At 72.0% G+C, this 26,111-nt stretch carries 24 protein-coding genes and 1 pseudogene; 18 read left to right on the top strand and 7 right to left on the bottom strand.

Annotated features, from left to right (window positions below):
• Positions 1 to 205 precede the first annotated feature (205 nt).
• The 9 genes from ACFZDK_RS22365 (at position 206) to sigJ (ACFZDK_RS22405) (ending at position 10,228) form a co-directional block, all read left to right on the top strand.
• Positions 206 to 1,723: an ATP-binding cassette domain-containing protein gene (locus tag ACFZDK_RS22365; RefSeq protein ID WP_390974851.1), complete on the top strand. Its 1,518-nt coding sequence runs from the start codon at positions 206 to 208 to the stop codon at positions 1,721 to 1,723.
• On the top strand, positions 1,720 to 2,793 hold the full coding sequence (locus ACFZDK_RS22370) for an ABC transporter permease (RefSeq protein WP_390974853.1): 1,074 nt from the start codon (positions 1,720 to 1,722) through the stop codon (positions 2,791 to 2,793). The genes ACFZDK_RS22365 and ACFZDK_RS22370 overlap by 4 nt, the downstream gene beginning before the upstream one ends.
• On the top strand, positions 2,786 to 3,763 hold the full coding sequence (locus ACFZDK_RS22375; RefSeq protein WP_390974855.1) for an ABC transporter permease: 978 nt from the start codon (positions 2,786 to 2,788) through the stop codon (positions 3,761 to 3,763). Before ACFZDK_RS22370 ends, ACFZDK_RS22375 begins: the two co-directional genes overlap by 8 nt.
• A 113-nt stretch (positions 3,764 to 3,876) precedes the next feature.
• Positions 3,877 to 4,959 carry a rhamnose ABC transporter substrate-binding protein gene (gene rhaS / locus ACFZDK_RS22380; RefSeq protein WP_390974857.1) on the top strand — a complete coding sequence of 361 codons (1,083 nt, stop codon included), beginning with the start codon at positions 3,877 to 3,879 and terminating at the stop codon, positions 4,957 to 4,959.
• Positions 4,960 to 4,975: 16 nt separating this feature from the next.
• On the top strand, positions 4,976 to 5,296 hold the full coding sequence (locus ACFZDK_RS22385) for an L-rhamnose mutarotase (RefSeq protein WP_390974859.1): 321 nt from the start codon (positions 4,976 to 4,978) through the stop codon (positions 5,294 to 5,296).
• A 23-nt stretch (positions 5,297 to 5,319) separates the two neighbouring features.
• The gene (locus tag ACFZDK_RS22390) at positions 5,320 to 6,744 is read left to right on the top strand and encodes a BNR-4 repeat-containing protein (protein WP_390974861.1); all 1,425 of its coding nucleotides are present in this window, start codon (positions 5,320 to 5,322) and stop codon (positions 6,742 to 6,744) included.
• Positions 6,745 to 6,844: 100 nt separating this feature from the next.
• On the top strand, positions 6,845 to 7,870 hold the full coding sequence (locus ACFZDK_RS22395) for a LacI family DNA-binding transcriptional regulator (RefSeq protein ID WP_359222591.1): 1,026 nt from the start codon (positions 6,845 to 6,847) through the stop codon (positions 7,868 to 7,870).
• A 97-nt stretch (positions 7,871 to 7,967) separates the two neighbouring features.
• Complete coding sequence (locus ACFZDK_RS22400; protein WP_390974863.1) at positions 7,968 to 9,269, top strand: alpha/beta fold hydrolase; 1,302 nt, start codon at positions 7,968 to 7,970, stop codon at positions 9,267 to 9,269.
• Between the two features lie 65 nt (positions 9,270 to 9,334).
• Entirely contained in the window at positions 9,335 to 10,228 is an 894-nt protein-coding gene (sigJ, locus tag ACFZDK_RS22405) for an RNA polymerase sigma factor SigJ (RefSeq protein ID WP_390974865.1), read from the top strand.
• 7 nt (positions 10,229 to 10,235) lie between these two features.
• On the opposite strand, the gene ACFZDK_RS22410 is transcribed toward sigJ (ACFZDK_RS22405), so the two are convergent.
• A complete protein-coding gene (locus tag ACFZDK_RS22410; RefSeq protein WP_390974867.1) occupies positions 10,236 to 10,436 on the bottom strand; it encodes a DUF5999 family protein in 201 nt (66 codons plus the stop codon).
• 223 nt (positions 10,437 to 10,659) lie between these two features.
• On the opposite strand from ACFZDK_RS22410, the gene ACFZDK_RS22415 reads away from it, so the two are divergent.
• Together ACFZDK_RS22415 and sigJ (ACFZDK_RS22420) are read left to right on the top strand one after the other, a co-directional pair.
• Entirely contained in the window at positions 10,660 to 11,358 is a 699-nt protein-coding gene (locus ACFZDK_RS22415) for an NAD(P)H-binding protein (RefSeq protein WP_390974869.1), read from the top strand.
• Positions 11,355 to 12,323 (top strand): RNA polymerase sigma factor SigJ, encoded by a 969-nt coding sequence (gene sigJ, locus ACFZDK_RS22420; protein ID WP_390974871.1) that lies wholly within the window; start codon positions 11,355 to 11,357, stop codon positions 12,321 to 12,323. Before ACFZDK_RS22415 ends, sigJ (ACFZDK_RS22420) begins: the two co-directional genes overlap by 4 nt.
• On the opposite strand, the gene ACFZDK_RS22425 is transcribed toward sigJ (ACFZDK_RS22420), so the two are convergent.
• Positions 12,317 to 13,399 (bottom strand): aldo/keto reductase, encoded by a 1,083-nt coding sequence (locus ACFZDK_RS22425; RefSeq protein ID WP_390974873.1) that lies wholly within the window; start codon positions 13,397 to 13,399, stop codon positions 12,317 to 12,319. The genes sigJ (ACFZDK_RS22420) and ACFZDK_RS22425 overlap by 7 nt on opposite strands.
• Before the next feature lie 159 nt (positions 13,400 to 13,558).
• Here ACFZDK_RS22425 and ACFZDK_RS22430 point away from each other — a divergent pair, with 159 nt between their 5' ends.
• Positions 13,559 to 14,476 (top strand): AraC family transcriptional regulator N-terminal domain-containing protein, encoded by a 918-nt coding sequence (locus ACFZDK_RS22430; RefSeq protein ID WP_390974875.1) that lies wholly within the window; start codon positions 13,559 to 13,561, stop codon positions 14,474 to 14,476.
• A 9-nt stretch (positions 14,477 to 14,485) separates the two neighbouring features.
• Positions 14,486 to 15,319 (top strand): pentapeptide repeat-containing protein, encoded by an 834-nt coding sequence (locus ACFZDK_RS22435; protein ID WP_390974877.1) that lies wholly within the window; start codon positions 14,486 to 14,488, stop codon positions 15,317 to 15,319.
• On the opposite strand, the gene ACFZDK_RS22440 is transcribed toward ACFZDK_RS22435, so the two are convergent.
• Positions 15,278 to 16,816, bottom strand: coding sequence for a cytochrome P450 (locus ACFZDK_RS22440; RefSeq protein WP_390974878.1), 1,539 nt, complete (start codon positions 16,814 to 16,816; stop codon positions 15,278 to 15,280). The two genes, ACFZDK_RS22435 and ACFZDK_RS22440, sit on opposite strands and share 42 nt — an antisense overlap.
• Positions 16,817 to 16,924: 108 nt before the next feature.
• On the opposite strand from ACFZDK_RS22440, the gene ACFZDK_RS22445 reads away from it, so the two are divergent.
• Both ACFZDK_RS22445 and ACFZDK_RS22450 read left to right on the top strand, forming a co-directional pair.
• Positions 16,925 to 17,530 carry a TetR family transcriptional regulator gene (locus tag ACFZDK_RS22445; protein WP_390974879.1) on the top strand — a complete coding sequence of 202 codons (606 nt, stop codon included), beginning with the start codon at positions 16,925 to 16,927 and terminating at the stop codon, positions 17,528 to 17,530.
• Between the two features lie 120 nt (positions 17,531 to 17,650).
• Complete coding sequence (locus tag ACFZDK_RS22450; protein ID WP_390974881.1) at positions 17,651 to 18,382, top strand: DUF2470 domain-containing protein; 732 nt, start codon at positions 17,651 to 17,653, stop codon at positions 18,380 to 18,382.
• Here ACFZDK_RS22450 and ACFZDK_RS22455 read toward each other — a convergent pair.
• From ACFZDK_RS22455 to ACFZDK_RS22465, 3 genes are all read right to left on the bottom strand, one after another.
• Positions 18,350 to 19,549 carry a beta-propeller fold lactonase family protein gene (locus ACFZDK_RS22455; RefSeq protein ID WP_390974882.1) on the bottom strand — a complete coding sequence of 400 codons (1,200 nt, stop codon included), beginning with the start codon at positions 19,547 to 19,549 and terminating at the stop codon, positions 18,350 to 18,352. The genes ACFZDK_RS22450 and ACFZDK_RS22455 overlap by 33 nt on opposite strands.
• A gap of 107 nt (positions 19,550 to 19,656) precedes the next feature.
• A complete protein-coding gene (locus tag ACFZDK_RS22460; protein WP_390974884.1) occupies positions 19,657 to 20,691 on the bottom strand; it encodes a hypothetical protein in 1,035 nt (344 codons plus the stop codon).
• 20 nt (positions 20,692 to 20,711) lie between these two features.
• Positions 20,712 to 21,968, bottom strand: a complete 1,257-nt coding sequence (locus ACFZDK_RS22465) for an FUSC family protein (RefSeq protein WP_390974885.1) — start codon at positions 21,966 to 21,968, stop codon at positions 20,712 to 20,714.
• Positions 21,969 to 22,219: 251 nt separating this feature from the next.
• Here ACFZDK_RS22465 and ACFZDK_RS22470 point away from each other — a divergent pair, with 251 nt between their 5' ends.
• On the top strand, positions 22,220 to 23,128 hold the full coding sequence (locus tag ACFZDK_RS22470) for a DUF3626 domain-containing protein (protein WP_390974887.1): 909 nt from the start codon (positions 22,220 to 22,222) through the stop codon (positions 23,126 to 23,128).
• Here the strand turns inward: ACFZDK_RS22470 and ACFZDK_RS22475 are convergent.
• Positions 23,074 to 23,703 (bottom strand): PAS domain-containing protein, encoded by a 630-nt coding sequence (locus ACFZDK_RS22475; protein ID WP_390975051.1) that lies wholly within the window; start codon positions 23,701 to 23,703, stop codon positions 23,074 to 23,076. The two genes, ACFZDK_RS22470 and ACFZDK_RS22475, sit on opposite strands and share 55 nt — an antisense overlap.
• Before the next feature lie 190 nt (positions 23,704 to 23,893).
• Between ACFZDK_RS22475 and ACFZDK_RS22480 the strand changes: the two are divergent.
• Positions 23,894 to 24,376: pseudogene (locus ACFZDK_RS22480) on the top strand (cytochrome P450); the annotation flags it as partial.
• A 436-nt stretch (positions 24,377 to 24,812) separates the two neighbouring features.
• The gene (locus tag ACFZDK_RS22485; protein WP_390974888.1) at positions 24,813 to 26,102 is read left to right on the top strand and encodes an ROK family protein; all 1,290 of its coding nucleotides are present in this window, start codon (positions 24,813 to 24,815) and stop codon (positions 26,100 to 26,102) included.
• Positions 26,103 to 26,111: the final 9 nt, after the last annotated feature.

Below are 26,111 nucleotides of genomic sequence, written 5' to 3' on the forward strand. Positions count from 1 at the left end.
AGTACCTCGCAGGGGTGTCAAGCACTCCGACCAACCCCGTTTTCCGTGACTCCGCCGTGACCTTCGGCTATCGAAATTTTTTCGACACGGACCCATTGACGTGACATGCCCGTGGTGCCTACGGTCCCGGCAATCCAGTTGAAACCTTTCACGACGCCGTGGGGCCGGGTGCGTACCGTCTCGCCGGAGTCGTCGAGGAGCCCTCATGACCCACCCGTCCGACACGGGACCGGCCCCGGTGCTGGCGCTGAAGGACGTCTCCAAGTCCTTCGGAGCCGTCCGCGCCCTGCGGGACGTCTCCCTGGAGCTGTTCCCCGGCGAGGTGCACGCCCTCGCCGGGGAGAACGGCGCGGGCAAGTCGACGCTGATCAAGACCCTCGCCGGAGTGCACCGGCCGGACGCCGGCCGGGTGCTGCTCGACGGCGAACCCGTCGTCTTCCACGGCCCCGGCGACGCCCGCGACGCCGGAATCGCCGTGATCTACCAGGAGCCCACGCTCTTCCCCGACCTCTCGATCGCCGAGAACATCTTCATGGGCCGCCAGCCCCGGCGCGCCCTCGGCCGGATCGACCACAAGGCCACCCATGCGGCCACCGCCGCCCTGATGAAGCGGCTCGGCGTCGCCCTCGACCCCGACCGCCCCGCCCGCGGCCTGTCCATCGCCGACCAGCAGATCGTCGAGATCGCCAAGGCGCTCTCCTTCGACGCCCGGGTCCTGATCATGGACGAGCCCACGGCGGCCCTCACCGGCAGCGAGGTCGCCCGCCTCTTCGGCGTCGTGCGCACCCTGCGCGACCAGGGCGCCGCCGTGCTGTTCATCTCCCACCGGCTGGAGGAGATCTTCCAGATCTGCCGGCGGGTCACCACCCTCCGGGACGGCGCCTGGATCGCCAGCGAGCTCGTCGACGGCATGACCGAGGACGACCTGGTACGCCGGATGGTCGGCCGGGACCTCGACGAGCTGTACCCCAAGCAGGACCTGCGGCCCGGCGAAGTCGCCCTGAGCGTACGGCGGTTGACCCGGGAGGGCGTCTTCACCGACGTCTCCTTCGAGGTGCGCTCCGGCGAGATCGTCGGCCTCGCCGGACTGGTCGGCGCCGGCCGCACCGAGGTCGCCCGGGCCGTGTTCGGCGTCGACCGCTGGGACGCGGGCGAAGTCGAGGTCAGGGGACGGAAGCTGACCAACGGCGCGCCCTCCGTCGCGATGAACGCGGGCCTCGCCCTCGTCCCCGAGGACCGGCGCGCGCAGGGCCTGGTGATGGACATGTCCATCGAGCGGAACATCGGCCTGACCGGACTGCGTACGACCGTGAAGGCCGGCCTCGTCGACCGGGGCGCCGAACGCAGCCGCTCCCTCGACTGGGCCGTCCGGCTCCAGGTGAAGTACGCCCGGATCGCCGACGCCGTCTCCACCCTCTCCGGGGGCAACCAGCAGAAGGTCGTCCTCGCCAAATGGCTGGCGACCGGACCGAAGGTGCTGATCGTCGACGAGCCGACCCGGGGCATCGACGTCGGCACCAAGGCCGAAGTGCACCGCCTGCTCGGTGAGTTGGCCGCCGACGGGGTCGCGGTCCTGATGATCTCCTCCGACCTGCCCGAGATCCTCGGCATGGCCGACCGCGTGCTGGTGATGCACGAGGGCCGGATCACCGCCGAGATCCCGCGCTCCGACGCCACCGAGGAAACCGTGATGGCCGCAGCCACGGGGAGGGCCGCCGCATGACGGTGACCACCTCCGAACCGACCCCCGTCGCCGAGGTGCCCGAGTCCAGCGGGACCCGGCTCGTCGACCGCGTCTTCAAGATGCGCGAACTCGCCATCCTGGTCGTCTTCCTGGTGATGATCGCCGTCACCCAGGCCGGCAACAGCGAGTTCCTCTCCGAGCAGGGCATCAAGGACCTGCTGCTCAACGCGACCATCCTGGTGCTGGTCGCCACCGGCCAGTCCCTGGTGGTGATCACCAGGAACGTCGACCTGTCCGTCGGCTCCACCCTCGGCATCACCGCCTTCGCCGCCGGCGACTATCTGCACGGCGGCGGCAACCCGGTCGTCGCGATCGTGCTGGCCGTCCTCCTCGGCATCGGCTGCGGGCTGCTCAACGGCCTGCTGGTCAGCCTCGGCCAGGTGCCCGCGCTGGTCGTCACCCTCGGCACGCTGTACATCATCCGGGGCGTCGACTCCATCTGGGTCGGCTCCCGGCAGATCACGGCGGCCGATCTCCCCGGCTCCTTCGTCGACTTCGGCTCCGGCGGACTGGCGGCCGTCCCCTGGCTGGCACTGATCGCCCTCGCGGTCCTGGTCGCCACCGCCTACTACCTCAAACACTTCGGCAGCGGACGGGAGTTGTACGCGCTTGGCTCCAACCCCGAGGCCGCCCGGCTGGCCGGCATCCCGGTCCGCAAGCGGATCCTCACCGCGTACACCTTCTGCGGCGCCCTCGCGGGGCTCGCCGGGGCCATGTACCTCGCCCGGTTCGGGAACGTCGACTCGGGCACCGGCAACGGCTACGAACTCACCGTCGTGAGCGCCGTGGTGGTCGGCGGCGTGGTCTTCACCGGCGGCTCCGGCAGTGTGTACGGTGCCGCGCTGGGCGCGCTGCTGCTGACCTCCGTCAACAGCGTGCTGCCCGCCCTCGGGGTCAGCTCCGTGTGGGTCCTCGCCATCAACGGCTTCCTGCTGCTGCTCGCCATCGCCGTCGACCGGATCGTCGCGCTGCGGGTGGCGGCCGCGCTGAAGAAGAAGTCGGCCCTCAAGAGGACTGCCGTCAGCAAGGAGAACGCGAACCATGCCTGAGTCCTTGACCCGTGCGGTCCGCTGGGACACCGTCGTCGGTGCCCTGCTGGTGATCCTGCTGCTGGTGTCGTTCGGCTCCGTGGACGGCTTCGGGAACTCCCTCAACCTGTCCTTCCTCATCGGCAACACCCTTCCGATCGCGTTGATCGCGCTGCCGATGACCCTGCTGGTCGTCGCGGGGGAGATCGACCTGTCGGTCGCCTCGACCGCAGGCCTCTCGGGCGCGGTCATGGGCAAGCTCTGGAACGAGGGCATGGCCATCGAGACGATCATCCCGCTGTGCCTGCTCCTCGGGGTCGTCTGCGGGCTGGTCAACGGCCTGCTGGTGACCCGGCTGGGGCTGCCGTCGCTCGCCGTCACCATCGGCACACTGGCGGCCTACCGGGGCATCGCGCAGATCGTGCTCGGCTCGGACGCGGTGACCGACTTCCCGGCGCAGTACCTGAACTTCGCCGCCGGGCGGCTCGGCGACACGTTTCTGCCGCGGGCCTTCCTGCCGTTCCTGGTGCTGCTGGCGATCGCCGTGGTGGTGCTGCACGCCACGCCGTTCGGGCGGTCGCTGTTCGCGGTGGGGGCGAGCGAGGAGGCGGCGCGGTTCGCGGGGATCCGCGTCAAGCGCAACAAACTGATCCTGTTCGTCGCCACGGGGTTCATGGCTTCGCTGACCGGAGTCTTCTGGGCCCTGCACTACGCGAGTGCGCGGTACGACAATGCGACGGGGCTCGAACTGAGCGTTGTGGCGGCCGTGTTGCTCGGCGGGATCGACTTCGACGGGGGCAAGGGGACGCTCGGTGGGGCGATCGCGGGGGTGTTCCTGCTGGGGGCGCTGCAGAACGTGATGAGTCTGCTGAACGTGTCCGCGCAGTCTCAAATTGTGGTGACCGGTGTGTTGCTTGTCGTCTCGGTGCTGGGGCCTCGGGTTGCCCGTCAGGTCTCGTTGGCCCGGCACAGGGGTGTGAAGGCCGTCTGACTGCTGCGGGCCGTTTGTGGCTGGTCGCGCCCGCGCGGCGGAGCCGCAAATTCAACGCAGTCCCGCGCCCCTGAAGGGCGCGTTCCACGACCCTTTCTCTCAAAGGAACCGTCATGCGTAAGTCGTCCCTCCGGCGTGTCTGTGTGGCCGTCGCCGCCGTCTCCTCTCTCGCCCTTGCCGCCACCGCCTGTGGTGGCACGACCAAGAACAACTCCGGCAGTGACGAGTCGTCGGCGGCCACCTCGACCGCCAAGGCCGATCCGAACGCGGCCCTGAAGAAGGGGCTCACCGTCGGGTTCCTGCCCAAGCAGGTCAACAACCCCTACTTCACCTCCGCCGACAAGGGTGGCGAGAAGGCGCTCACCGAGCTGGGCAGCAAGTACAAGGAGGTCGGGCCGTCCAGCGCGACCGACACCTCCGGCCAGGTCAGCTACGTCAACACCCTCGTCCAGCAGCAGGTCGACGCCATGGCCGTGTCCGCCCAGGACCCCGGCGCCCTGTGCACCGGGCTCAAGCAGGCCATGAGCAACGGAATCAAGGTCGTCACCTACGACTCCGACACCAACGCCGGCTGCCGCAACGCCTTCGTGTCGCAGGCCAGCGCCGAGGACCTCGGCCGTACCGAGGTGCAGCTGCTCGCCGAGCAGATCGGGTACAAGGGCGAGATCGCGATCCTGAGCGCCGCGCAGACCGCGACGAACCAGAACACCTGGATCGGCTTCATGAAGGACGAGCTGAAGGACCCGAAGTACAAGAACGTCAAGCTGGTCAAGATCGCCTACGGCAACGACGACGCCCAGCAGTCCTTCCAGCAGACCCAGGGCCTGCTCCAGCAGTACCCGAACCTGAAGGGGATCATCTCCCCGACCACGGTGGGCATCAAGGCCGCGGCCCAGTACCTGTCGGGGTCGAAGTACAAGGGCAAGGTCAAGCTGACCGGCCTGGGCACGCCGAACGACATGCGCCAGTACGTGAAGAACGGCACCGTCGACGCCTTCGAGCTGTGGGACCCGGCCAAGCTCGGCGACCTCGCGGCCCGCACCGCCGTCGCCCTGGTCTCCGGGCAGATCACCGGCAAGGAGGGCGAGACCTTCAAGGCCGGCGACACCACGTACACCATCGGCAAGGACGGCGTGATCAACCTCGGCAAGCCGACCGTGTTCGACGCGAAGAACATCGACCAGTTCAACTTCTAGAGCGGGAGCGGTACTTATGCAGCGCGTCTGTTTCCTCCTCAAGGTCCGGCAGGACCGCCTCGCCGAGTACCGCGAACGACACGCCGCCGTGTGGCCGGAGATGCTCGAGGCGCTCTCCGCCACCGGCTGGCACAACTACTCGCTCTTCCTGCGCGACGACGGCCTGCTGGTCGGCTACCTGGAGACCGAGGACTTCGATGCCGCCCTCGCCGGCATGGAGGCCACCGACGTCAACGCCCGCTGGCAGGCCGAGATGGGCCCCTTCTTCGAATCCCTCGACGGCGCCCGTCCCGACGAGGCGATGAAACCGCTCACCGAAGTGTTCCACCTCGCCTGACCCGTGCCCCTCAGGAGCCGCTCGTGAAAAGACGTACCGTGCTCGGAGCCGCGCTCGTCGGAGCCGTGGCCACCCCCGCCCTCGCCGCCGGCACCGCCCGCGCGGCCGACCCCGGACCGTCGGTGAACCAGCAGCAGAGCACGCGACTCGATGCCCAGGCGATCTTCTTCGTCTCCTACGACGGCCTGGTCAACAACAACTCGTTCCAGAAGAACGGCCTGTTCACGTACAAGGGCTACCAGTACGCCGGCTGGTACACCTCCACCGGCTACGCGGTGATCGGGCGCCGGGTGCTCGGCGGGTCGACGTGGTCCACCGTCACCCTCTCCCACCAGCTCAAGTCCAGCGACTCGCACAACGTCATCTCGATGGGCGTCTCGAAGGTCGACGGGCGGCTCCACCTCACCATGGACTCCCACAGCGACGGGTTCTTCTACGTCAAGTCGGTCGCCGGGCTGCTGGACAACCCCGCTTCCACCGCCTGGACCTCGGCCGTCTTCGGCGCCGTACAGACCTCTCTCGACGGGGTGTCGCTCACCTCGCAGTTCACCTACCCGCAGTTCGTCTCCACGCCCGAGGGCAAGCTCCAGCTGAGCTACCGGGTGGGGATCTCCGGGAACGGCCGCAACGCCCTCGCGGAGTACGACGGTTCGAGCTGGACCGCGCTGGGGGAGTGGACGAGTTCGACGGGGACGTACACCAGCTCGCACGGCTCCAGTACCGCCCGGAACATGTATCTGCACGGCATCGACTACGACGTCAACGGGCGGCTGCACGCCTTCTTCACCTGGCGCGAGCAGTCGGCGTCCGTCATGTGCAACAGCGGGGGCATCACCAACCACGACACCGGCTACGTCTACTCCACCGACCGCGGCCGTACCTGGCGCAACGACGCCGGCGCCCTGGTCGCCACCACCGGCACCTCGGACACCGTCGCCGTCACCGACTCCGGGCTGGTCGTGGACTCGCTCAACCCCGACCACTCCCTGATGAACCAGGAGAGCCAGTGGACCGACTCCACCGGCCTGCCGCACGCGATCATCAGCTACGTCCCCGGCCGTTTCGGCCAGTGCACCACGGACTACGTCGCCGACCGCACCGCCAACGGCCGTGCCTTCCACGTCCGCAAGAACTCCTCCGGCACCTGGCAGAAGACCGAGATCCCCGTCGTACTGAACTCAAGCCAGCGCACCAAGCTGGTCCTGGACAAGTACGACAACGCCTACGCGGTCTTCCCCTACGGCCGGATCGCCGGCGCGTCGAAGTCCTCCGGGTACACCGACTGGGCGCTGCTCCACGACGGCGGTGACCTGAACGCCTTCGGCGAGGTCGTGATCGACGAGCTGCGGGTCAAGGCGGACAACGTGCTGTCGTTCCTGTACCAGGAGGCGTCGAGCGGTACGACACCCTCGGCGCTCCATGTCGTGGACTTCGCGCTGCCCGGCTGAGCCGCCCTGGTGTGCGAGTCATGTCGTAATGTGAAGCCCTTCCCGGTGTGCCCTTCCGTGCGGTGAAGGTGCCGCCCATGTTCCCTGGAGGTCTCGCCCGATGGCCCAGTCGGTGGGTATCAAGGACGTCGCCCGCGCCGCCGGAGTCTCGGTCGGCACGGTCTCCAACGTCATCAACCGCCCGGACACCGTCGCGGGCGAGACCCGGGCGCGGGTGCAGTCGGCGATCGACCGGCTCGGCTATGTCCGCAGCGAGTCCGCGCGTCAGCTGCGCGCGGGCCGCAGCCGGATCATGGGCCTGCTCGTCCTCGACATGGGCAACCCCTTCTTCGTGGACGTGGCCCGGGGCGCCGAGCGGGCGGCGCGGGACGCCGGACTCGGCGTCATGGTCTGCAACAGCGCGCAGAACGCCGGGGAGGAGGCCGAGTACCTCTCGCTCTTCGCCGAGCAGCGGGTGCGCGGCGTGCTGCTCACCCCGGCCGACGCCACCGGCCGCAACATCGAGACGTTCCGCCGGCACGGCATCCCCTTCGTGCTGGTCGACCGGGTCGCGGAGGGCACCACCGAGTGCTCGGTGAGCGTCGACGACGTGGCGGGCGGGGCGCTGGCCGTGCGCCATCTCGTCGACGCGGGCCACCGGTCGATCGCGTACGTCAGCGGGCCGCCGGGACTCAACCAGGTCCGGGACCGCCGGACCGGCGCGCTGAACGCGCTCGCCGAGGCGGGCCTCGGCCCCGACGCGCTGCGGGAGCTGCCCACCGAGCGGCTCGACGTGGCCGCGGGCCGGGACGCGGGCGCCCGCCTGCTCGGCCTCGCCGACCGGCCCACCGCCGTCTTCTGCGCCAACGACCTCCTCGCCCTCGGCGTCCTGCAGGCCATGTACGCGGCCGGGGTGGTCGTCCCGGACGACCTCGCGATCGTCGGCTACGACGACATCGAGTTCGCCGCCGCGGCCGCCGTCCCTCTCACCTCCGTACGCCAGCCCGCCGTCACCATGGGCGCCATGGCCGCCGACCTCCTGCTTGAGGAGACCGAGGACCGCGAGGGGAAGACCGCGCACGAGCACCGCCGGGTGGTGCTGCAGCCGGAACTGGTGGTGCGCCGCTCCAGCCTCGCCGCCCGCTGATCGGAGATTCAGTAACGATTTCTTGATCCCGGGCGGGACCGGGCCCCTGACGTGTGCTGAACTGGGTCGCGACCGTCCGTCCGTACCGGGAGAACCGTTGAGCCTCAGCTACCGCCAGCCCGGCGTCGTCCTCACCGACCGCCACTTCACCGTCCCCCTGGACCACGCCGACCCCGGCGGCGAGACCATCGAGCTGTACGCCCGGGAGGCGGTCGCGAGCGACAAGGCGGACGAGGAGCTGCCCTGGCTGCTGTATCTGCAGGGCGGGCCCGGCTTCGGGGCGAATCGTTTCGTCGGACGGCAGGCCTGGCTCGACCGGGCTCTGCAGGAGTACCGCGTCCTCCTCCTCGACCAGCGCGGCACCGGCCGCTCGGCCCCGGTCAACCGGCAGACCCTCCCGCTGCGCGGCGGCCCGGCCGCCCAGGCCGCGTACCTGGCCCTCTTCCGCGCCGACTCGATCGTCCGGGACTGCGAGGCGATCCGCCCGCAGCTCACCGGCGGCGCCCCCTGGACCACCCTCGGCCAGAGCTTCGGCGGCTTCTGCACGGTGACGTACCTGTCCTTCTTCCCCGAGGGCCTGAAGACCTCCGTGATCACCGGCGGCCTGCCCTCCCTGGACGCCCACGCCGACGACGTCTACCGCGCCGCCTATCCGCGCATCGAGCGCAAGGTCGCCGCGCACTACGACCGCTATCCCATGGACGTCGAACGGGTCCGCCGGATCGCCGAGCACCTCCTCGACCGCGAGGTGCTCCTCCCGGGCGGCTACCGGCTCACCGTCGAGGCCTTCCAGTCCCTCGGCCTGATGCTGGGCACGGCCGACGGCAGCCACCGCCTGCACTTCCTCCTGGAGGACGCCTTCGTCCGCACCCCCGCCGGGCACGAACTCTCCGACGCCTTCCAGGAACAGGTCCAGGGCCTGCTGTCGTACGCGAGCAACCCGCTCTACGCCCTGGTCCACGAGCCCATCTACGGCCAGGACACCCGCCCCACCGCCTGGGCGGCCGAGCGGGTGCGCGCCGAGTTCCCGCAGTTCGACGCGGCCAAGGCGCTCGCGGGCGACACCCCGGTGCTGTTCACCGGCGAGACGGTCCACCCCTGGGTCTTCGACACCGACCCCGCCCTGCGGCCCCTGCGCGAGGCCGCCGACCTGCTCGCCGCCCGCACCGACTGGCAGCCGCTGTACGACCCGGCCCGCCTCGCCGCCAACGAGGTCCCCGTCGCCGCCGCCGTCTACCACGACGACATGTACGTCGACACCGCGCACTCCCTGCGCACCGCCCGGGCCATCCGGGGCCTGCGCACCTGGGTCACCGACGAGTTCGAGCACGACGGACTGCGCGTCGGCGCGCCGAGGGTCCTCGACCGGCTGCTGGCGCTCGCCCGCGACGAGGCGTGACCGGCCGCCACGCACGATGAAAGGGTAGGCAGTAGACGCGGGGTACACGGGGAAACGGGGACGCGATGAACGACACGGAACTGCTCGCCGAGCGCTTCGAGGAACACCGCGGCCAACTGCGCGCGGTGGCCTACCGGATGCTCGGCTCGCTCGCCGAGGCCGAGGACGCCGTCCAGGAGGCGTGGTTCAAGCTCGGGCGTGCCGACGCGGACGGGATCAGGAACCTCGGCGGCTGGCTGACCACGGTCGTCGGCCGGGTCTGCCTCGACATGCTGCGCTCCCGTACGGCGCGGCGCGAGCAGCCGATGGACGAGACGTTCGTCCCCGACCCGGTGATCCGGCCGCTGTCGGTCGTCGACCCCGAACAGGAGGTGCTGGAGGCCGACTCCGTCGGTCTCGCCCTGCTGATCGTCCTGGAGACGCTGGAGCCCGCCGAGCGGCTGGCGTTCGTCCTGCACGACATGTTCGCGGTGCCCTTCGACGACATCGCGCCGATCGTGGAACGCGGTACGGCGGCGACCCGCCAGCTGGCCAGCCGGGCCCGCCGCCGGGTACAGGGCGCCACCCCGTCGGCCGACCCGGACCTGGGCCGGCAGCGCCAGGTCCTCGGCGCCTTCCTGGCCGCGTCCCGGAGCGGCGACTTCGAGGCGCTGGTCGCCCTCCTCGACCCCGACGTGGTGCTGCGCGTCGACGCGGGCGCCCTGGTGCGCGGCGCCGCCGCCTCCAAGGTGGTGCGCGGGGCCAAGGCGGTCGCCGAGCAGGCGCTCACGTTCCGGCAGTTCGCCGACCTGGCCCGGCTCGCGCTGGTCAACGGCACCGTCGGCATGGTCACCGCGCCCGAGGGACGCCCGCTGTCGGTCATGGCGGTCACCGTCGCCGGGGGCCGGATCACCGAGATGTACATCCTCGCCGACCCCGAGCGCCTCGACCGCCTGGACGTTCCCGGCGCGGAGGACTGACGGGCGGTCAGACGGCGGCGGCCGAGGGCCGGTGCGGGCTCACGGTCCGGCCGTCGGGCAGGAGTTCACCGGTGTCGTCGAACACGATCGTGCCGTCGCACAGCAGGCTCCACCCCTGTTCGGGATGGGCCGAGACGATGACGGCTGTGTGGTTGTCGGGGCGGTCGGGGCGGTCGGCGCCGGGGCACGGGGGCTGATGCCTGCACATGGTCCGTCTCCTGTCCTGCGGGCTCCTGCCTCTGTGGTAGCCGAACTTGTTTTCCGTTGGATGAGGGGACCCCCACAAGGCCGGAAACTCGTCGGTGAGTTTCCGGTCGGGGGTCCTGCGAACCCGATGTCACATCCGGCGCCGACGTTCCCTCTCATCCGATGCGGGGTCGCCCGCAGGAGCAGGAGCAGGAGCAGGAGCAGGAGCAGGAGAGGGGAAGCACATGAAGCTCGTGGTGTTCGGAGCGAACGGGCCGACCGGGCGTCGGGTCGTAGCGCAGGCGGTCGGCGAAGGGCACGCGGTGGTCGCCGTGACCCGGCGTCCCGAGGAATTCCCGCTGCGCGACGCGCGGTTGCGGGTGGTCGGCGCGGACGTGTCCGACCCCGCCGCCGTGGCGCGTGCCGTGGCCGGACAGGAGGCGGTGATCTCGGTGCTGGGGGTGCCGTACGGCCGCAACCCCGTCACCGTGTACTCCGAGGGCATCACCCACATCACCCAGGCCATGACCAAGCACGGGGTCCGGCGCCTGGTCTGTGTGTCCTCGACCGTGCTCTTCGGGGTGCCGGCTCCCGGCGAGACCTTCTTCTTCCGGAAGGTGCTCGAACCGCTCATCGCGCGCACGATGGGGCGGACCGTGTACGAGGACATGCGGCGGATGGAGGAGATCGTGCGGGACAGCGAGCACGACTGGACGGTCCTGCGGCCCGCGGGTCTCTTCGACACGGACGCCGTCAGCGACTACCGGACGGCCACCGCGCGGCTGCCCGGCCGGTTCACCTCGCGCGCGGACCTGGGCGACGCGCTGCTGCGCACGGCGGCCGACGGCCGTCATGTGCGTGCCTTCGTCGATGTCCGCACGACGCACGGCGTGCCGAGTCTCCTTCAGGTCATCCGGAAAGAGGCGTTCGGGGGCGGGAAGTGAGCCCGGCGGCGGCCGAACCCGAGGATGTGCCGGCGCCCGCCGTGACGCGGCACTTCGTCGACCACCGCGAGCTGCTGTTCTCCGTCGTCTACAACATGCTCGGCAGCGTCGCCGACACCGAGGACGTCCTCCAGGAGACCTGGCTGTCCTGGTCCGGCAGGAACCGCCGGGCGCCGCTGGCGGAGATCGACAACCCGCGCGCCTATCTCGTGCGCATCGCGGTGAACCACGCGCTCGCCCGGCAGGCGGTGATCGCCTCCCGCCGGGAGACGTACGTCGGTCCCTGGCTGCCCGAACCCCTGGTCACCGAGGCCACCACCGGCCTCGCGCCGGACAGCGCCGACCACACGGTGCGGGGCGACGCGGTCTCGCTGGCGATGCTGGTGGTCCTGGAGACCCTCACCCCGCTGGAGCGGGCGGTGTTCGTCCTGCACGAGGTGTTCGGCTATCCGCACACCGAGATCGCCGGCATGCTCGACCGGACCCCCGCCTCCGTACGGCAGCTCGCCCACCGGGCCCGCGCCCATGTGCACGCCCGCCGCCCCCGCTACCGCGCCCACCCCCGGGTCCGCCGGGAAGCCACCGAGCGGTTCGTGGAGGCGGCCCTCGGCGGTGACATCGGGGCGCTGATGGAGATCCTCGCCCCGGACGTGACGGTCTGGATCGACGGCGGGGGCGCCCGGCAGGCGGCCGGGCTGCGTCCGGTCCACGGCCGGGAGAAGGCCGCCCGCATGCTGGCCGGCTACGCCACCGGGCGCACCGGGGACATGGACGTCCGCTACCGCCGGGTCAACGGGGACGACGCGGCCGTGCTGTTCACGGGTGACGCCCCGTACGCGGTGATGGTCATGGACCTCACTTCGGACGGCGACCGGGTCTGCGGCGTCTACGTCGTCACCAACCCCGCCAAGCTCACCCGTGTACGGGCCGACGACGAGGACCCCGAGCAGGCCTCGGCTCAGTAGCGGGCCGTGCTCGCCAGCAGCGGCGGGTAGACCGCGCTCGGCACCCCGTCGACGGTGGCCCCCGCGTACTTCAGCATCGCGCCGACCCGGCGGTTCAGGTCGTACGGGAAGTTGAGGGCGGGGGCCGACACCTCGTCCAGCAGGGCCGTCTGTTCGGGCGTCAGGCGCACGTCGAGGGCGGCCACGTTGGCCTCCAGGTGGGCGAGGGTGCGCGGGCCGATGAGGGTGGAGGTGACGCCGGGCCGGTTCTGGACCCAGGACAGGGCCACGGCGGCCGGGCTCGCGCCGAGCTCCTCGGCGACGCCGGCGAGCGCCTCGATCACGGTGAACTGCTCGGCCGTGGGCTGTCCGAGGACGGCCGACCGCTTCGCGTCCGCCGGCGCGGTCCGCCCCTGGCGGTACTTCCCGGACAGGAAGCCGCTCTTGAGCGGGCTCCAGGGCAGCAGGCCCATCCCCGCGTCCTCGGCGAGCGGGATCAGCTCGCCCTCGATGGTCCGCTCCAGCAGCGAGTACTCCATCTGCAGCGCGGTCACCGGCGTCCAGCCGCGCAGCAGGGCCGTGGTGTGCGCCTTGGCGGTGAACCAGGCTGGGGTGTCGGAGAAGCCGACGTACCGGATCTTGCCGGCCGTCACCAGGTCGTCCAGGGTGCGCAGGGTCTCCTCGACGGGCGTGGCCCAGTCGTGGTTGTGCAGCCAGTACAGGTCGATGTGGTCGGTGCGCAGCCGGCGCAGCGAGTCCTCCAGCTGGCCGAGGATCGCCTTGCGGCCCGCGCCGCCGCCGTTGGGGTCGCCGGGGTGGAGGTTGCCGAAGAACTTGGTGGCCAGCACCAGCCGGTCGCGCTGCCCCGGCCGGGCGGCGAGGAAGTCGCCGAGGATCGCCTCCGAGTGGCCGTTGGTGTAGAAGTTCGCGGTGTCGACGAAGTTGCCGCCGAGGTCGAGATAGGTCTGGAGGATCTTCTCCGACTCCTCGACCGAGCAGCCGAAGCCGCCGTCCTCGCCGAAGTTCATCGCGCCGAGGCAGAAGGGGCTGACCTTGAGTCCGGACCGGCCGAGACCGACGTACGAGTCGAGTGCCATGAAATGCTCCGTGGAAGCTGCGTGGGGAATCCGACTCTTCGAGCAAACCAGCCTGAGCTGCGGGAACGTTAGGGCGATCGCGTCGCACGCTTGCACGATCCTGTCGATGTGCGCGGAGAGGGTGTTGCGGCCGGTCCCTGGCCGGCGTTTGAATCGAACGTGTCCCTCGACGAACTGCGCACCCTGATCGACCGGCACGCCCCGCGCGGCGCCGACGTCGTCCCCGCGATCGACGGCCTCATGCTGACCCGCGCCGAGCGGCCCACCGGACCCCGCTCCGGCATCACCGACCCCGTGTTCGCGCTGCCCGCCCAGGGCGCGAAACGGCTCACGCTCGGCGGCCGGATCTACGACTACGAAGCCGGCCAGTACCTCGTCGTCTCGGTCGATCTGCCGGTCTCGGGGCACTGCACCCGGGCCACCCCCGAGGAGCCCTTCCTGGGGTTCGGGCTGCGCCTGCGGCCCGCCCGGCTGGCCGCGCTGCTCCTGGAGTCCGGCATCGACCCGCACGCCGGCGCCGCCCGCCGCCGTACGGACGACCTGCCCGCGCTAGCGGTCGGCGAGGCCGACGCCGACCTGGTGGACGCCGTGGTCCGGATGGTCCGGCTGCTCGACCGGCCCGCCGACATCCCGGTCCTCGCCCCGATGATCGAGCGGGAGATCCTGTGGCGGCTGGTCACCGGCGCGCAGGGGCCGCTGGTGCGGCAGATCGGGCTCGCCGACAGCCGCCTCACCCAGATCAGCCGGGCGATCCGCTTCATCCGCGACCACTACACCGAGCCGCTGCGCGTCGAGGACCTGGCCCGGCTCTCGGGCATGAGCGCGTCCCCGTTCCACCGGCACTTCCGGGCGGTCACCGCGCTGACCCCGATCCAGTACCAGAAGCACATCCGCCTCCAGGAGGCCCGGCTGCGCCTGATGAGCAGCACCGACGACGTGGCCGACGTCGGCTACGCGGTCGGCTACGACAGCGCCTCCCAGTTCAGCCGTGAGTACCGGCGGCAGTTCGGCCGGCCGCCGGGGGCGGACGCGGTCCGGCTCAGAAATGCGGACGAGGAAGTCCTCGCAGGTCAGTAGGGTGGACGGATGCCAGAACAGATATCCGGACGCGCTCGGCTGCGCGGGGACTGTGCCCGCTGCTTCGGCCTCTGCTGTGTCGCCCTGCCGTTCACCGCGTCGGCCGACTTCGCGGTCGGCAAGCCCGCCGGACAGCCCTGCCGGAACCTCGGCGGCGACCACCGCTGCGGCATCCACACCGAGCTGCGGCAGCGGGGGTTCACCGGCTGCACGGTCTACGACTGCTTCGGCGCCGGGCAGCAGGTCTCCCAGGTGACCTTCGGCGGCCGGGACTGGCGGGCCGGGTCCGGGGAGGACGCCCGCCGGATGTTCGACGTCTTCCCGGTCGTACGGCAGCTGCACGAACTGCTCTGGTACCTGACGGAGGCCCTGGGCCTGCCCGCCGCCCGCCCCGTCCACGCCGAGTTGAAAGCGCTGCTGGAGACGACGGAGGAGCTCACCCGGCGGACGCCCGGGGAACTCGTCGCCCTGGACGTGGCCGCCCACCGGCAGACGGTCGACGTGCTGCTGCTGCGGACCAGCGAGCTGGCCCGGGCGGGGGTGCGAGGCCGGAAGAAGGACCGCCGGGGCGCGGATCTGATGGGCGCCCGGCTGCGGGGCGCCGACCTGCGGGGTGCGAGCCTGCGCGGGGCCTACCTGATCGCCGCCGACCTCACCGGAGCCGACCTGCGGGACGCGGACCTGATCGGCGCCGACCTGCGCGACGCCGACCTCACCGACGCGGACCTCACGGGCGCCTTCTTCCTGACCCAGCCGCAGGTCGACGCGGCCCGGGGCAGCGCCGCCACCCAGCTGCCGGAGTCAGTCACCCACCCCGTGCACTGGACAGCCGCCGCCCTCTGAGACGGGCGTGTCCGGCACGGTCACCGGCGCCGGGGCGGGGCTGCGCCGGTCCAGCCGCAACCGCAGGTTCTCCGGCATGATCGTCAGCCGCTCGGTGACCCGAAGGCGGTAGTCCGGGTCGGCCTTGAAGTCGTAGCGGCGGAGCAGCAGGCCCAGCACCAAGGCGGCCTCGTGCAGGGCGAACTGGCGGCCGATGCAGGCCCGGGCGCCCGTGCCGAACGGCTTGAAGGTGTGCGGGGCCCGGCCGCGCGCGGCCTTCGCCTCGAACCGGTCCGGGTCGAAGCTCTCGGCGTCCGGGCCCCACACCTCGGGGTCCCGGTGCAGCATCGGCGTCAGGACCAGCGCCCAGCCGCCCCGGCGCATCGGATGCTCCCCGCCCAGCACGGTGTCCTCGACGGCCTCGCGGGCGAAGGCCGGGGCGGTGGGCCACAGCCGGAGCGACTCGTCGAGGACCCGGCGTACATAACGCAGTTTGGCCACCTGCTCGTAGCCCGGCGCGGGTATGTCGCCCCAGACGCGGTCCACCTCGGCGGCGGCCCGGGCGGCGATCTCCGGGTGCCGGGAGAGGAAGTGCAGGGCGAAGGAGAGCGCGCCCGAGGTGGTCTCGTGGCCGGCCACCAGGAAGGTGATCACCTGCCGCCGTACGTTCTCCGCGGAGAGCCGCTCCCCGGTCTCCGGGTGGGCCGTCTCCAGCATCCGGTCGAGCAGGTCGCCCTCCCCGCGGCCGGTCCGGCGCCGCTCGGCGACCAGGTCGTCGACCGTGCGGTTGATGTAGTCGATGTCGGCCGTGTTGCGCCGGGACGCCTGCCGCAGCATCAGCGGCGCCAGCGGCGAGGGCACGCTGTTGAGGCGCTGCGCGTAGGTGAGGGTGCCGATCATCGCGGTCACGAAGGGGTGCGGCCGGTCCCGCTCGAACGACCCGAAGTCGTGCCCGAAGCCGGTGCGGGCGATCGTCTCCAGGGTCAGCTTGGTCATGTCCCCGGGCACGTCCACCCAGCGGCCGGCCGCCTGCTCCCGGTCCCAGTGGTCGGTCAGCCGCCCGGCCACCGACAACATCATCGCGTGGTAGCCCTCCATGGCCTCCCGGCTGAAACCGGGGGCCAGGACGTCGTGCGCCAGTTGCCAGTTCGGCTCGTGGTTGTACGCGGTGAACAGGCCGTCCCCGGCGATCGGGCGGAGGTTGGCGACCCCGAGGCCCACGTGCTTGGCGAACCGCGACTCGTCGGCCATGTCGGCGGCCAGCGCGGCGCCGCACACGAACACGAACTCGTTGCCGAACGCCTTGCGCCGGAAGATCGGGCCCAGCTCCCCGGCGAGGCGCATCGAGTCCTGCAGCGGGGTGCGCGGGTTCACGCCCAGGATGTCGCCGAGCAGCGGCAGCCGGCGCGGCGGGTGCGGGATGCGGCGCAGGTCCGGCCAGCCCTGTTCGGCGCCCCGGAACCCCTTCGGCAGCGGGCCCTGCGGCCCCGTCCCCGGCTGCGTGACCGTCTCCGCCATGACGCGATCTCCCTCGATGCTGCGGCAGGTTGAGCTAGTTGTACGTGGGTTCAATAAGCGGCTTCAGTCTCGACCTGTTGTTGAACCCACGTCAAGTAAAGTGCGGACATGGTCGCGAACCAGGGTGAGCGCAGCCGCCGCAGACTCAGCACGGCGGAACGCCGCGAGCAGCTCCTCTCGGTCGGGGCCAGGCTCTTCTCCGAGAGCCCGTACGACGACGTGTGGATCGAGCAGGTCGCCGAGATCGCCGGTGTCTCCCGGGGCCTGCTGTACCACTATTTTCCGACCAAACGGGATTTCTTCGCGGCGGTCGTGGCGCGGGAGAGTGAGCGGATGCTGCGGATGACGGCGTCCGGGCCCGGTGTGCCCGCCCGTGAGCAGCTCACCGCGGGGCTCGACGTCTACCTCGACTACGTCCACGCCCATGCCCACGGCTTCCGGGCCTTCCATCGCGCCGAGGCCTCCGGTGACCAGGCCGTGCGCCGCGTCTACCGGCAGGCCCAGACGGCCCAGGAGCGCCAGATCCTCGCCTCCCTGGCCGCCGACCCCGAGTTCGGGCCGGCTCTCGAAGGGCGTCCCGACGCCCGGCTCGCGGTGCGCGGCTGGCTGGCCTTCACCACGCAGGTCTGCCTGGAGTGGCTGCGCACCGAGGAGCTGACGCGGGAGCAGGTGCGGGACCTGTGCGCGCGGGCACTGCTGGGCGTCATCTCCTGACGTCGCGGCGGTTCTTCGCCTGAAGTCACAGCGGTTCTTCACGCGCGTGGCGCGGTCCGTGCTTGGCGTACTCCCCGATCTTCGCTAAGTTAGGTGAGGCTTACCTAAGGAGGATTCGGGATGGGTGACGAACAGGCGGCCTGGGCGGCCGGACCCGGCGCGGCCGAACAGGCCCGGTCGCTGCTGGCCACCGCGTGGTCGTGCTTGGTGACCGCGGACGGCGGACGCGAGGAGTTCGTCGGCGCGCACTCCGTCGCCGACGACGGCCGGGTGCTGGTGCATGTGCCCAAGGACAGCGCACTGCTCGCGGCCGCGATCTGCGCCCCGCGCGGCGAGCCGTCCGCGGTGCTTGAGTTCGCCGACGTCGCGCCCGTCCCGGTACGGGGCCGGATCCGGGCCCGGCTCTGGATGGCCGGCTGGTTCGTCCTCGCCGACGGGCATCTCGTCTTCCACCCCACCCGCGTGGTGCTGCGCCGGCCCTCCGGGGCGGTCGTCGTCGACCTGGACGAGTTCACCGCCGCGCACCCCGACCCGCTGGCCGGCGCCGAGGCCAAACTGCTCACCCACCTCGCCGACGCCCACCCGGACGCCGTCGAGCGCCTCACCCGGCTCGTCGACCCCGAGAGCCTGCACGCCGCGACCCGCGTCCAGCCCCTCGCCGTCGACCGGCACGGACTGACCCTGCGGATCGAACGCACCCGGGCCCACGGCGACGTACGGCTCGCCTTCCACGCGCCCGCCGACGACGTCGCCGAACTCACCGAGCGCATGCACGTCCTGCTGGCCCAGGCCGGCGCCGCCGCCTCCTGCCCGCGGACGCTACAGCGGCAGCGCGCAGACGGCGACCGGTGACGCGAACGGCTCGCCCGCGAGCCGGAGTTCGCCGGTGCGCGCGTCGACGGTGAAGACACTCACGGTGCCGGACCGCTGGTTGGCGGCGAAGAGCAGCCCGCCGTCGGGCGAGAACGCGATCTGCCGGGGGAAGTCCCCGTGCACCGGCACCGTGTCCAGCAGCCGCAGCCGCGCCCCGTCGGCCTCGACCGCGTACCTGGCGAGCGTGTTGTCGCCCCGGTTGGCCAGATAGGCGTAGGCACCGTTCGCGGTGACCAGGATCTGCGCGGGGTAGTTGGTGGTGCCCGGCTCGCTGCCGGTGGACTGCGGCGCGCCGATCGTGAGACGGCCGGAGTCCGGGTCGTATCCGCACACCGCGACCGTGTCGTCCACCTCGTCGGCCAGGTACGCGTACCGCCCGCCCGGATGGAAGGTCAGATGGCGCGGGCCCGCCCCCGGCTTCGTGTGCGCCTGGGAGACCTCGGTGAGCGTGCCCTTGGTGAGGTCGAGGCGGTAGCTGTAGACCGTGTCGGTGCCCAGGTCGACGGCGAGGACATGGCCGCCGTCCGGGCTGGTGACGAACTGGTGGGCGTGCGGGCCCTGCTGGCCGGGCCCGGGGGCCGGGCTGGAGTGCGTGACCAGGGCAGTGCGCTCCCCGAGGGCACCCGTGGCGTCGATGGGATGGACGGCCACGCTGCCCGAGGTGTAGTTGGCGCTCAGCAGCCAGCTACCGGTGGGGTGCACCGAGAGATGGCAGGGGCCCGCCCCGCCGGTGCTCCGGCTGCCGAGGATCCTCCGGTCCGCCAGGCGTACGGCGGTCACGCTCCCGTCGGTGTGCTCGTTCACCGCGTAGAGCGTTCGGCCGTTCGGGTGGACGGCGAGATACGACGGGTCGGAGACGCCGGTGAGCGTGCCGGTCCCGGTGATCGCCCCGGTCGCCGGGTCGTAGGCGGCCAGGCCGATGCCGGTGCCGCCGCCGTCCACGGAGGTGTAGGTGCCGAGGTAGAGCGGACGGGGGCGGGCGGGTGACTTCGCCGGGGTGCTGGTGGTCGCCCGCGGCGCGGCGCGGGCCTCCTCGGGCGGTGCCGCCGGCGCCGGGACGGCCACCACCGCGGCGGCGCCGGCCATCACGCCGACGAACCGGCGCCTGCTCCAGCCGCCGCCCGTCACTTCCGTACCGCTGTCCATGCCCGCACCTCAGGTCGTCCGTCACCTCGGTCGTGACAGCAACCTTGGCGTGGACCCGTGGTGGATGGCAAGACGGGCAACGGTCGTTGCGTTCCCTGCAACGGCGATCACCAGTCGCCGTCCTCCACCGCCTTGCCCGGCGCGTCCTTGAGGGGGAGGACCTGCCCCTGGGACGGCTGCTGCCAGGGCTCCAGGTCGTCGCCCAGCCAATCGCCGACCGGCTTGACCGCCTCCAGGGCGTCCGTGGGGGCCAGATCCCGGGCGTCCTCGTCGTAGTAGTCGTACCAGGGCAGACCCGCGCGGGTGTACGCCGCCCGGTCCACCGGCGACGGCGGGGGCGCCTCGCCCGTGATGCGCCGCCACTCCGGGGGCGTGACCAGGTGCACGAAGACGCGTCCGGCCGGGGTCTCGGCCCAGTCCCGCGGCGGCCGGTCGTCCTGGTAGACCTCCTGGCGCATCGAACCGCCGACCCCGAGACCCATCCCGGCCGACCGGGACCGCGGGGCCGCGCCGGGTGCGGCGGGTGCCGCGGCCATCATCGGCAGTGCCGCACCGTAGCCGCCCAGCGGTCCCGGCGCGGGCGTCCGCTCCCGCCGCAGCCGCTCCTGGCGCCGCCACTCGGCCAGCGGCTCGTCCCTGAGCGCGAACGACTGCAGCTGTACCCCGCCCCACACCTCCGCGCCGGTGACCTGACCCTCCACGGTCGCACCCAGCCCGAGCGGGACCGCCACGAACTGGCGGACCGTGCCCTTCCCGGAGTTGATGCCGTCCAGCCAGGGCTGCCGGGGCAGGACCAGGTAGTTCTGCGGTTTCCGGGACAGCCGGTCGCTCCACGGCTCGCCGGACACCGCGCACACCTTTCCGACGCCGACCTGGAGCGCGGCCGGTTCCGCCGTGCCCGCGAAGCTCAGCCACATGGCCTCGCGCAGATACACGGGCAGCATCACCCCGCCCCGCGCCAGCCACTCGGCCGGGGCGGTGTCGGGGTAGTCGCCCACCCGCCGGACCGGGAACTCCCCGAGCCCCGGCGGCAGCGGATGCGTGCCCGTCTCCGGCAGCCGCAGCGTGCGCACGAACCGCACCGCCACCCCGCCCGGCAGCCGCAGTGTGTTCCCGTCGATCCGTACCGCCGTGTCGGTCATCGGCGTGCCCCCTTCGTCCTTCACAGAGAACGCCCCGGGCCGCCGCCCCGGTTCCGCCGCAGCCGCTCCGCTACGCCCACCCGCTCCCGCAGCCAGGTCAGCCACGGCGGGCGCTTGGCGCGCTGCTCGGCGGAGACCCGGTCCAGCTCCTCCAGCAGCCGGCGGGTCCGGTGCTCGGTGTCCAGCTCGTCCAGCAGCCGGTTGACCTCGGTCAGTACGGCGCCGAGCAGCTGCCAGTTCCGGTCGTCCCTGCGGACGTCGTCCCGGAGCAGCTCGGCGAGCTTGTCGCGGGTGCCGGCGGCGCTGTGCAGCTCGGCGGTGAGCCGGGCCTCGGCCGACTCGGCGCTCTCGCTGATGCTGGTGGTCACCAGCACCGCGAAGCTGACCACGGCGTCGGCGATCTGGGACAGCAGCCGTTCCACGGCCGCACCCGCGTCCGAGGCGAACAGGGGTTCGGGTTCGCGGGCCTTGGCCAGGTCGGTGAAGGTGCGGGCCAGCACCCGCAGTACGACCGTGCAGATCTCCAGCGTGTCCAGGCCGGTGCGCAGCACCACCCGGTGCAGCAGGCCCTCCCTGACCCGCGGATTGAGCCGCAGGCTGTCCTCGGCCTGCCGCAGCGCCGCGTCCACCTCCACGATGGCGTGGTCCAGACGGCGGGCCTCGTGCAGCCGCTCGGCCGCCCGCTGCCACGGCGTGAGCCCCGCCGCCTCCTCGCCCATCCGCAGCATCAACTGCCGCAGCCGGCGCGCCAGGCCCTCGATCGACTCCCCGGCCTCGTCCACCCACACCGGCGGCGGGAGCAGCAGGTTGCAGCCCATCCCGACGACCGCGCCGATCAGGGTCTCCACGATCCGCGCCCACGCCGTACTGCTGATCGTGGTGACCCCGAGCACCAGCATGGCGCTGATCGCCACCTCGGGAATGTACTCGTCGACGCGGACCAGATGCCCCACCGCCAGCGAGGCCACGATCAGCAGCGCCAGGCTCCACCAGGTCAGCCCCACCAGCTGGCTGAACGCGATGGCGACCAGCACACCGGCCACCACCGAGTTGACCCGGCGGAAGCCGTTGGTCAGCGTGGCGTACAGGGTCACCTGCACCACCAGCAGCGCGGTCAGCGGAGCGGTGAGCGGGGCCGGTTCCGGACTCAGATGGAGCGCGACGACATAGGCGATCGTGGCCGCGGTGGCCGACCGCAGCGTCTGGACGACCACCGGGTCCCTGTGGCGCCGCAGCAGTCGGCGCAGCCCCTCGGCCCACTTCCATACGTCTTGCATCCCTTGGCCTGTTCCCACTCGCGTGTCACGTCGAACGTATTGTCCACAGATCACTCACGCGCGCTAGTGCCCGGACGACCAGAGGTGATTACGGACGGTTTCCGCAGCCAGCCAGCCAGCCAGCCAGCCAGCCAGCCAGCCCGCCCGCTCCTGTCCTGACCGGCCGGCCCGGCGGCGAAAAGGCCGCGAACGGGCCGGCCGTGATCGGTTAGGGTCGGCGGACAGTGGACCGGCCGCAGGGGGAGGAGCCGATGGGACACCCGGACACCGGGACGGCACGGGTCGCGGCGGCGCTGCGCCATGTGGCGGCGCTGTCCTCGGGACCGGCCCTCGACCCCGGTCTGAGGATCACCCTGAACTTCCACCCCGACCGGCTCTCGGCCGGCCTGCCGATCCTGCGGGCACTGGCCCGGGACGGCGTCTACCACTCGCAGTTCGTCACCGGCACCAGCAACGGCGGGCTCACCGCCCACCCCGGCGGCGACCGCTGGCGCTGGGAGAGCCGCATCTTCGGCGGGACCTACGACGACGCCCGCCCCGCCGAGCGACCGGTGTACGGCGCGCTGAACTTCCGCCGCCAAGTGGTCGGCGCCGCCCCGCGGTTCGGCTCCTCGCACCTCCGGCTGGCCGGCCCCGCACTGGACCGGGCCACCTTCTGCTACCCCGACAGCGCGGCCGAGCCGACGGACTTCGGCGTCGCCGCCGGAACGCATCTGCTCGCCCTGGCCGAGGCCGACGAGCAGGACGCCCTGAACGACTACATCGAGACCCAGGTGCACGGCGGGGTCCGGCTCGACCGGGACGTGGAGGCCCTCGTCCTGGACGCCGGATACCGCTCCACCCCGGTGGCGACCGCGGCCCGCCGGCTGCCCTTCCCGGTGGAATGGCACCCCGGCTACCGGCTCACCGTCGCCGAACTGCGCCGGCACGCCCACTATCGGGGCCCCGAGTACGCCGAACTCGGCGCCCTGATCGCCGAGAAGGGCGTGATCGACCCCCGGATCATCGGCGACGCGGCCCGCACCGGCCGGTACGCGATCCAGGACCTCAAGATGGTCTGGCACACCCTCGCCCGCTTCGGCGCCCCGATAGGCGCCGGCACCGCCTACTCCGTGGGGACCGGCGGCCAGACACCCGGCTTGAGCACGCCCAAGGCGTAGGCGCGGGCGACCAGTTCGGTGCGGTTCGCCGCGTCCCAGCGGGCCGACAGCCGACGCAGACGGTAGGTCACGCCGTCTGCGGTCAGACCCAGCTCACGGGCGGCCTGCGCCGTGGTGGCACCCCCGGCCAGCAGCGCCAGCACCCGCCCCTCGACCGGGGTGACCCGGGCGGGCTCCGCCTCGGGCGCCTCGCGCTCGCCCGCCACCCGCAACATCACCAGCAGCGACGGCGTCTCGCCCACGGCCTCACTCACCGGGTCCGCCGTCAGCTCCCCGTACCGCTCGGCCCCGCCGGGCGCCCGCCACCGCACCGACACCTGGGAGCGCGAGCGGTGCCGCAGCCGCAGCGCCTCGGCGATCCGCTCCACCTGGGCCTCCTCCCGCGGACGGAACAACTCCAGCACGTCCCGGCCGCACAGCCGGCCCGGCGGCGTCCCGCACTCGGCGGCCATCGCGGGGTTGGCGAGCACCACCATGCCGTACACGTCGCACACCGCGACCGGCACCGCCACCCGGTCGAACAGCGTCAGGGCACGGTTGCGCCACACCACCCCGTCGAGCCCGCCCGCCGCCATGTCCACCTCAGCTCCCTTCACCCTCATCCAAGGCGAGCCACCAGGTCAGAGGCAACTCCACCGGTCCGGCGCAAGACCCGGCGGAGACTTTCGACTGCACGATCGTGTAGTGCGGGCGCACCGGGCCGCACCCCCCGAGGACCACGCTGGAACGCAGGACTTCCGTACCGCGAAAGGCAGTTGCCGCGCCATGCCCCCCACCGCGCCGTACCCCGTCACCGCACCCGCCCTGCCCGGCGTCCCCGTCGTCGACAGCACCGCCACCGGCCCCGGCCGCACCCCGATCCAGCAGGTCATGGACCTGATGCGGGAGCACGGACCGGTCCTGGTACGACCGCTGCACGGACGGGACACCCTGTTCGTCGCCGACGCAGACCTGGTCGCCGACCTCGCCGACGAGCAGCGGTTCGCCAAGCACGTCGGACCCGCCCTGGAGAACGTCCGCGCCTTCGCCGCCGACGGACTGTTCACCGCCTACAACGACGAACCCGACTGGGCCAAGGCGCACGACATCCTCATGCCCGCCTTCGCGCTCGGCTCGATGCGCACCTACCACCCGGTGATGCTCAAGGTCGCCCGCCGGCTGATCGACTCCTGGGACCGGGCCGCCCGCGACGGACGCCCGGTCGACGTCCCGGACGACATGACCCGGATGACGCTCGACACCATCGGCCAGCACCGCATCGCGGCCGAGTCCGACGAGGTCTGGGCTCTGCCGGCGGCTGGCGCGAAGATGTACGTCTGCGGAGACGGCAGCAGGATGGCACCGGGGGTGCGCGAGGCGTTCCGTACGATGTTCCGGGACCGCAATCCCGGCGGGAACGCGGATGAATGGCTGAACTCCCTAGTGGCGGACGGCCGTTACGTGGAGGATGTGTACGCGGCGAACTGATCGACACCCTGGTGTGGAGCGCGCCCCTTCAGGGGCGCGGGGAACTGCGCGACAAGCCCCCACCGGCCGGTGGCCCGCGCACAACCCGCGCCCCCACGGCGCACGCCGCTCCCCGAACCCCTTCACTCACAACGTGAACTAAGGGTTGGGGAAATATCGCTTCCCGCTGCCCGAAGGAGTATGTTGCAGGTCGGGAAGGGTTCGTGAAGGGAGCCACATGACGGGGCGGAACGGGCGCACGGTACGCGACCTCAGGAGGGCCAACCGCACGGCCGTGCTGCAGCGGCTCTACTTCGACGGCCCCCTCAGCCGCTTCGAACTGGGCCCGGCGACGGGCCTGAGCTCCGGCTCGGTGAGCAACGTGGTCGCCGACCTGGTCGCCGACGGCCTCGTCGAGGAGGCCGGCAGCGTCGACTCCGACGGCGGCCGCCCCCGTACCCTGCTGCGCGTCGCCCCGCACAGCGGCCACATGATCGGCGTGGACGTCGGCGAGACCCGCGTCCGCGTCGAGCTCTTCGACCTCAACCTCACCGAACTCGCCCGCGTCGAGCGCCCCCTGGAACAGCAGGGCTACGACGTCGAGGTGATCGTCGGCCACATCCGGGACGGCATCGACGAGGTCCTCGCCACCGAGGGCGCCTCACCCGAACTGCTGCTCGGGGTCGGTGTCGGCGTCCCCGGCATCGTCGAGCACACCGTCGACCGGGGCGCGGTGGTGCACGGCCAGACCATCGGCTGGGACGCCGTCCCGCTGGAGGAACTGCTCCGCACCGGCTGCCAACTCCGGGACTCCGTGCCGTACTTCATCGACAACGGCGCCAAGACCCTGGGCCAGGCCGAGATGTGGTTCGGCGCGGGACGCGGCGCGGACAACGCGGTCGTGGTGCTGTTCGGCTCCGGCGTCGGGGCCTGTCTGGTCACCGCCGAGGTGGAGCACGGCCGGGCCGTCGAATGGGGGCACCTGACCGTACGGGTGCGGGGCCGCCGCTGCCGCTGCGGCGCGCTCGGCTGCCTGGAGGCGTACGCCGGTGCCGAGTCGCTGCTCGCCCGCTGGCGCGAGGAGGGCGGCCGGCCGGCCGAGGGCCTCGACGAGGAGTCCGCGCTCACCGCGATGCTCGCCGCCGCCTACCCGCCCGAGGGCACCGAGCCCGACCCGGTCGCGCTCGCCGTCCTGGAGGAGACCGCCGAGTACCTGGGCGCCGGGCTCTCCGACCTGATCAACCTCTTCCAGCCCGAGCGGATCCTGATCGGCGGCTGGGCCGGCCTCCAGCTGGGCGCCCGCTTCCTGCCCGCCGTACGCCGCTACGCGACCACCTACGCGCTGCGCCACCCCGCCGAGCAGGTCACCATCGACCTGGGCCGGCTCGGCCCGGACGCGGTCACCGTGGGTGCCGCGATCCTTCCCCTCGCCGACTTCTTCGGCCGCGGCGGCCGCCGTGCAAAACCGGTGACCGAGGACCGGCTGCCGGCCTGGCGGACGGCGCTGGAGGAGCGGTCCCCGCGCTGAGCGGCCCCC

The sequence above is a fragment of the Streptomyces sp. NPDC007901 genome, assembly GCF_042959465.1.
Classification (GTDB): domain Bacteria; phylum Actinomycetota; class Actinomycetes; order Streptomycetales; family Streptomycetaceae; genus Streptomyces.

Coding starts and splice junctions, on each gene's coding strand:
- ACFZDK_RS22440 (WP_390974878.1), bottom strand. CDS start 16,816: ATGGCGGAGACGGTCACGCAGCCGGGGACGGGGCCGCAGGGCCCGCTG.
- ACFZDK_RS22385 (WP_390974859.1), top strand. CDS start 4,976: ATGCAGCGCGTCTGTTTCCTCCTCAAGGTCCGGCAGGACCGCCTCGCC.
- ACFZDK_RS22470 (WP_390974887.1), top strand. CDS start 22,220: ATGGGACACCCGGACACCGGGACGGCACGGGTCGCGGCGGCGCTGCGC.
- ACFZDK_RS22450 (WP_390974881.1), top strand. CDS start 17,651: ATGGGTGACGAACAGGCGGCCTGGGCGGCCGGACCCGGCGCGGCCGAA.
- ACFZDK_RS22415 (WP_390974869.1), top strand. CDS start 10,660: ATGAAGCTCGTGGTGTTCGGAGCGAACGGGCCGACCGGGCGTCGGGTC.
- ACFZDK_RS22455 (WP_390974882.1), bottom strand. CDS start 19,549: ATGGACAGCGGTACGGAAGTGACGGGCGGCGGCTGGAGCAGGCGCCGG.
- ACFZDK_RS22425 (WP_390974873.1), bottom strand. CDS start 13,399: ATGGCACTCGACTCGTACGTCGGTCTCGGCCGGTCCGGACTCAAGGTC.
- ACFZDK_RS22370 (WP_390974853.1), top strand. CDS start 1,720: ATGACGGTGACCACCTCCGAACCGACCCCCGTCGCCGAGGTGCCCGAG.
- ACFZDK_RS22445 (WP_390974879.1), top strand. CDS start 16,925: ATGGTCGCGAACCAGGGTGAGCGCAGCCGCCGCAGACTCAGCACGGCG.
- ACFZDK_RS22485 (WP_390974888.1), top strand. CDS start 24,813: ATGACGGGGCGGAACGGGCGCACGGTACGCGACCTCAGGAGGGCCAAC.
- ACFZDK_RS22395 (WP_359222591.1), top strand. CDS start 6,845: ATGGCCCAGTCGGTGGGTATCAAGGACGTCGCCCGCGCCGCCGGAGTC.
- ACFZDK_RS22365 (WP_390974851.1), top strand. CDS start 206: ATGACCCACCCGTCCGACACGGGACCGGCCCCGGTGCTGGCGCTGAAG.
- ACFZDK_RS22435 (WP_390974877.1), top strand. CDS start 14,486: ATGCCAGAACAGATATCCGGACGCGCTCGGCTGCGCGGGGACTGTGCC.
- ACFZDK_RS22410 (WP_390974867.1), bottom strand. CDS start 10,436: ATGTGCAGGCATCAGCCCCCGTGCCCCGGCGCCGACCGCCCCGACCGC.
- ACFZDK_RS22465 (WP_390974885.1), bottom strand. CDS start 21,968: ATGCAAGACGTATGGAAGTGGGCCGAGGGGCTGCGCCGACTGCTGCGG.
- ACFZDK_RS22475 (WP_390975051.1), bottom strand. CDS start 23,703: ATGGCGGCGGGCGGGCTCGACGGGGTGGTGTGGCGCAACCGTGCCCTG.
- rhaS (WP_390974857.1), top strand. CDS start 3,877: ATGCGTAAGTCGTCCCTCCGGCGTGTCTGTGTGGCCGTCGCCGCCGTC.
- ACFZDK_RS22460 (WP_390974884.1), bottom strand. CDS start 20,691: ATGACCGACACGGCGGTACGGATCGACGGGAACACACTGCGGCTGCCG.
- ACFZDK_RS22375 (WP_390974855.1), top strand. CDS start 2,786: ATGCCTGAGTCCTTGACCCGTGCGGTCCGCTGGGACACCGTCGTCGGT.
- sigJ (WP_390974865.1), top strand. CDS start 9,335: ATGAACGACACGGAACTGCTCGCCGAGCGCTTCGAGGAACACCGCGGC.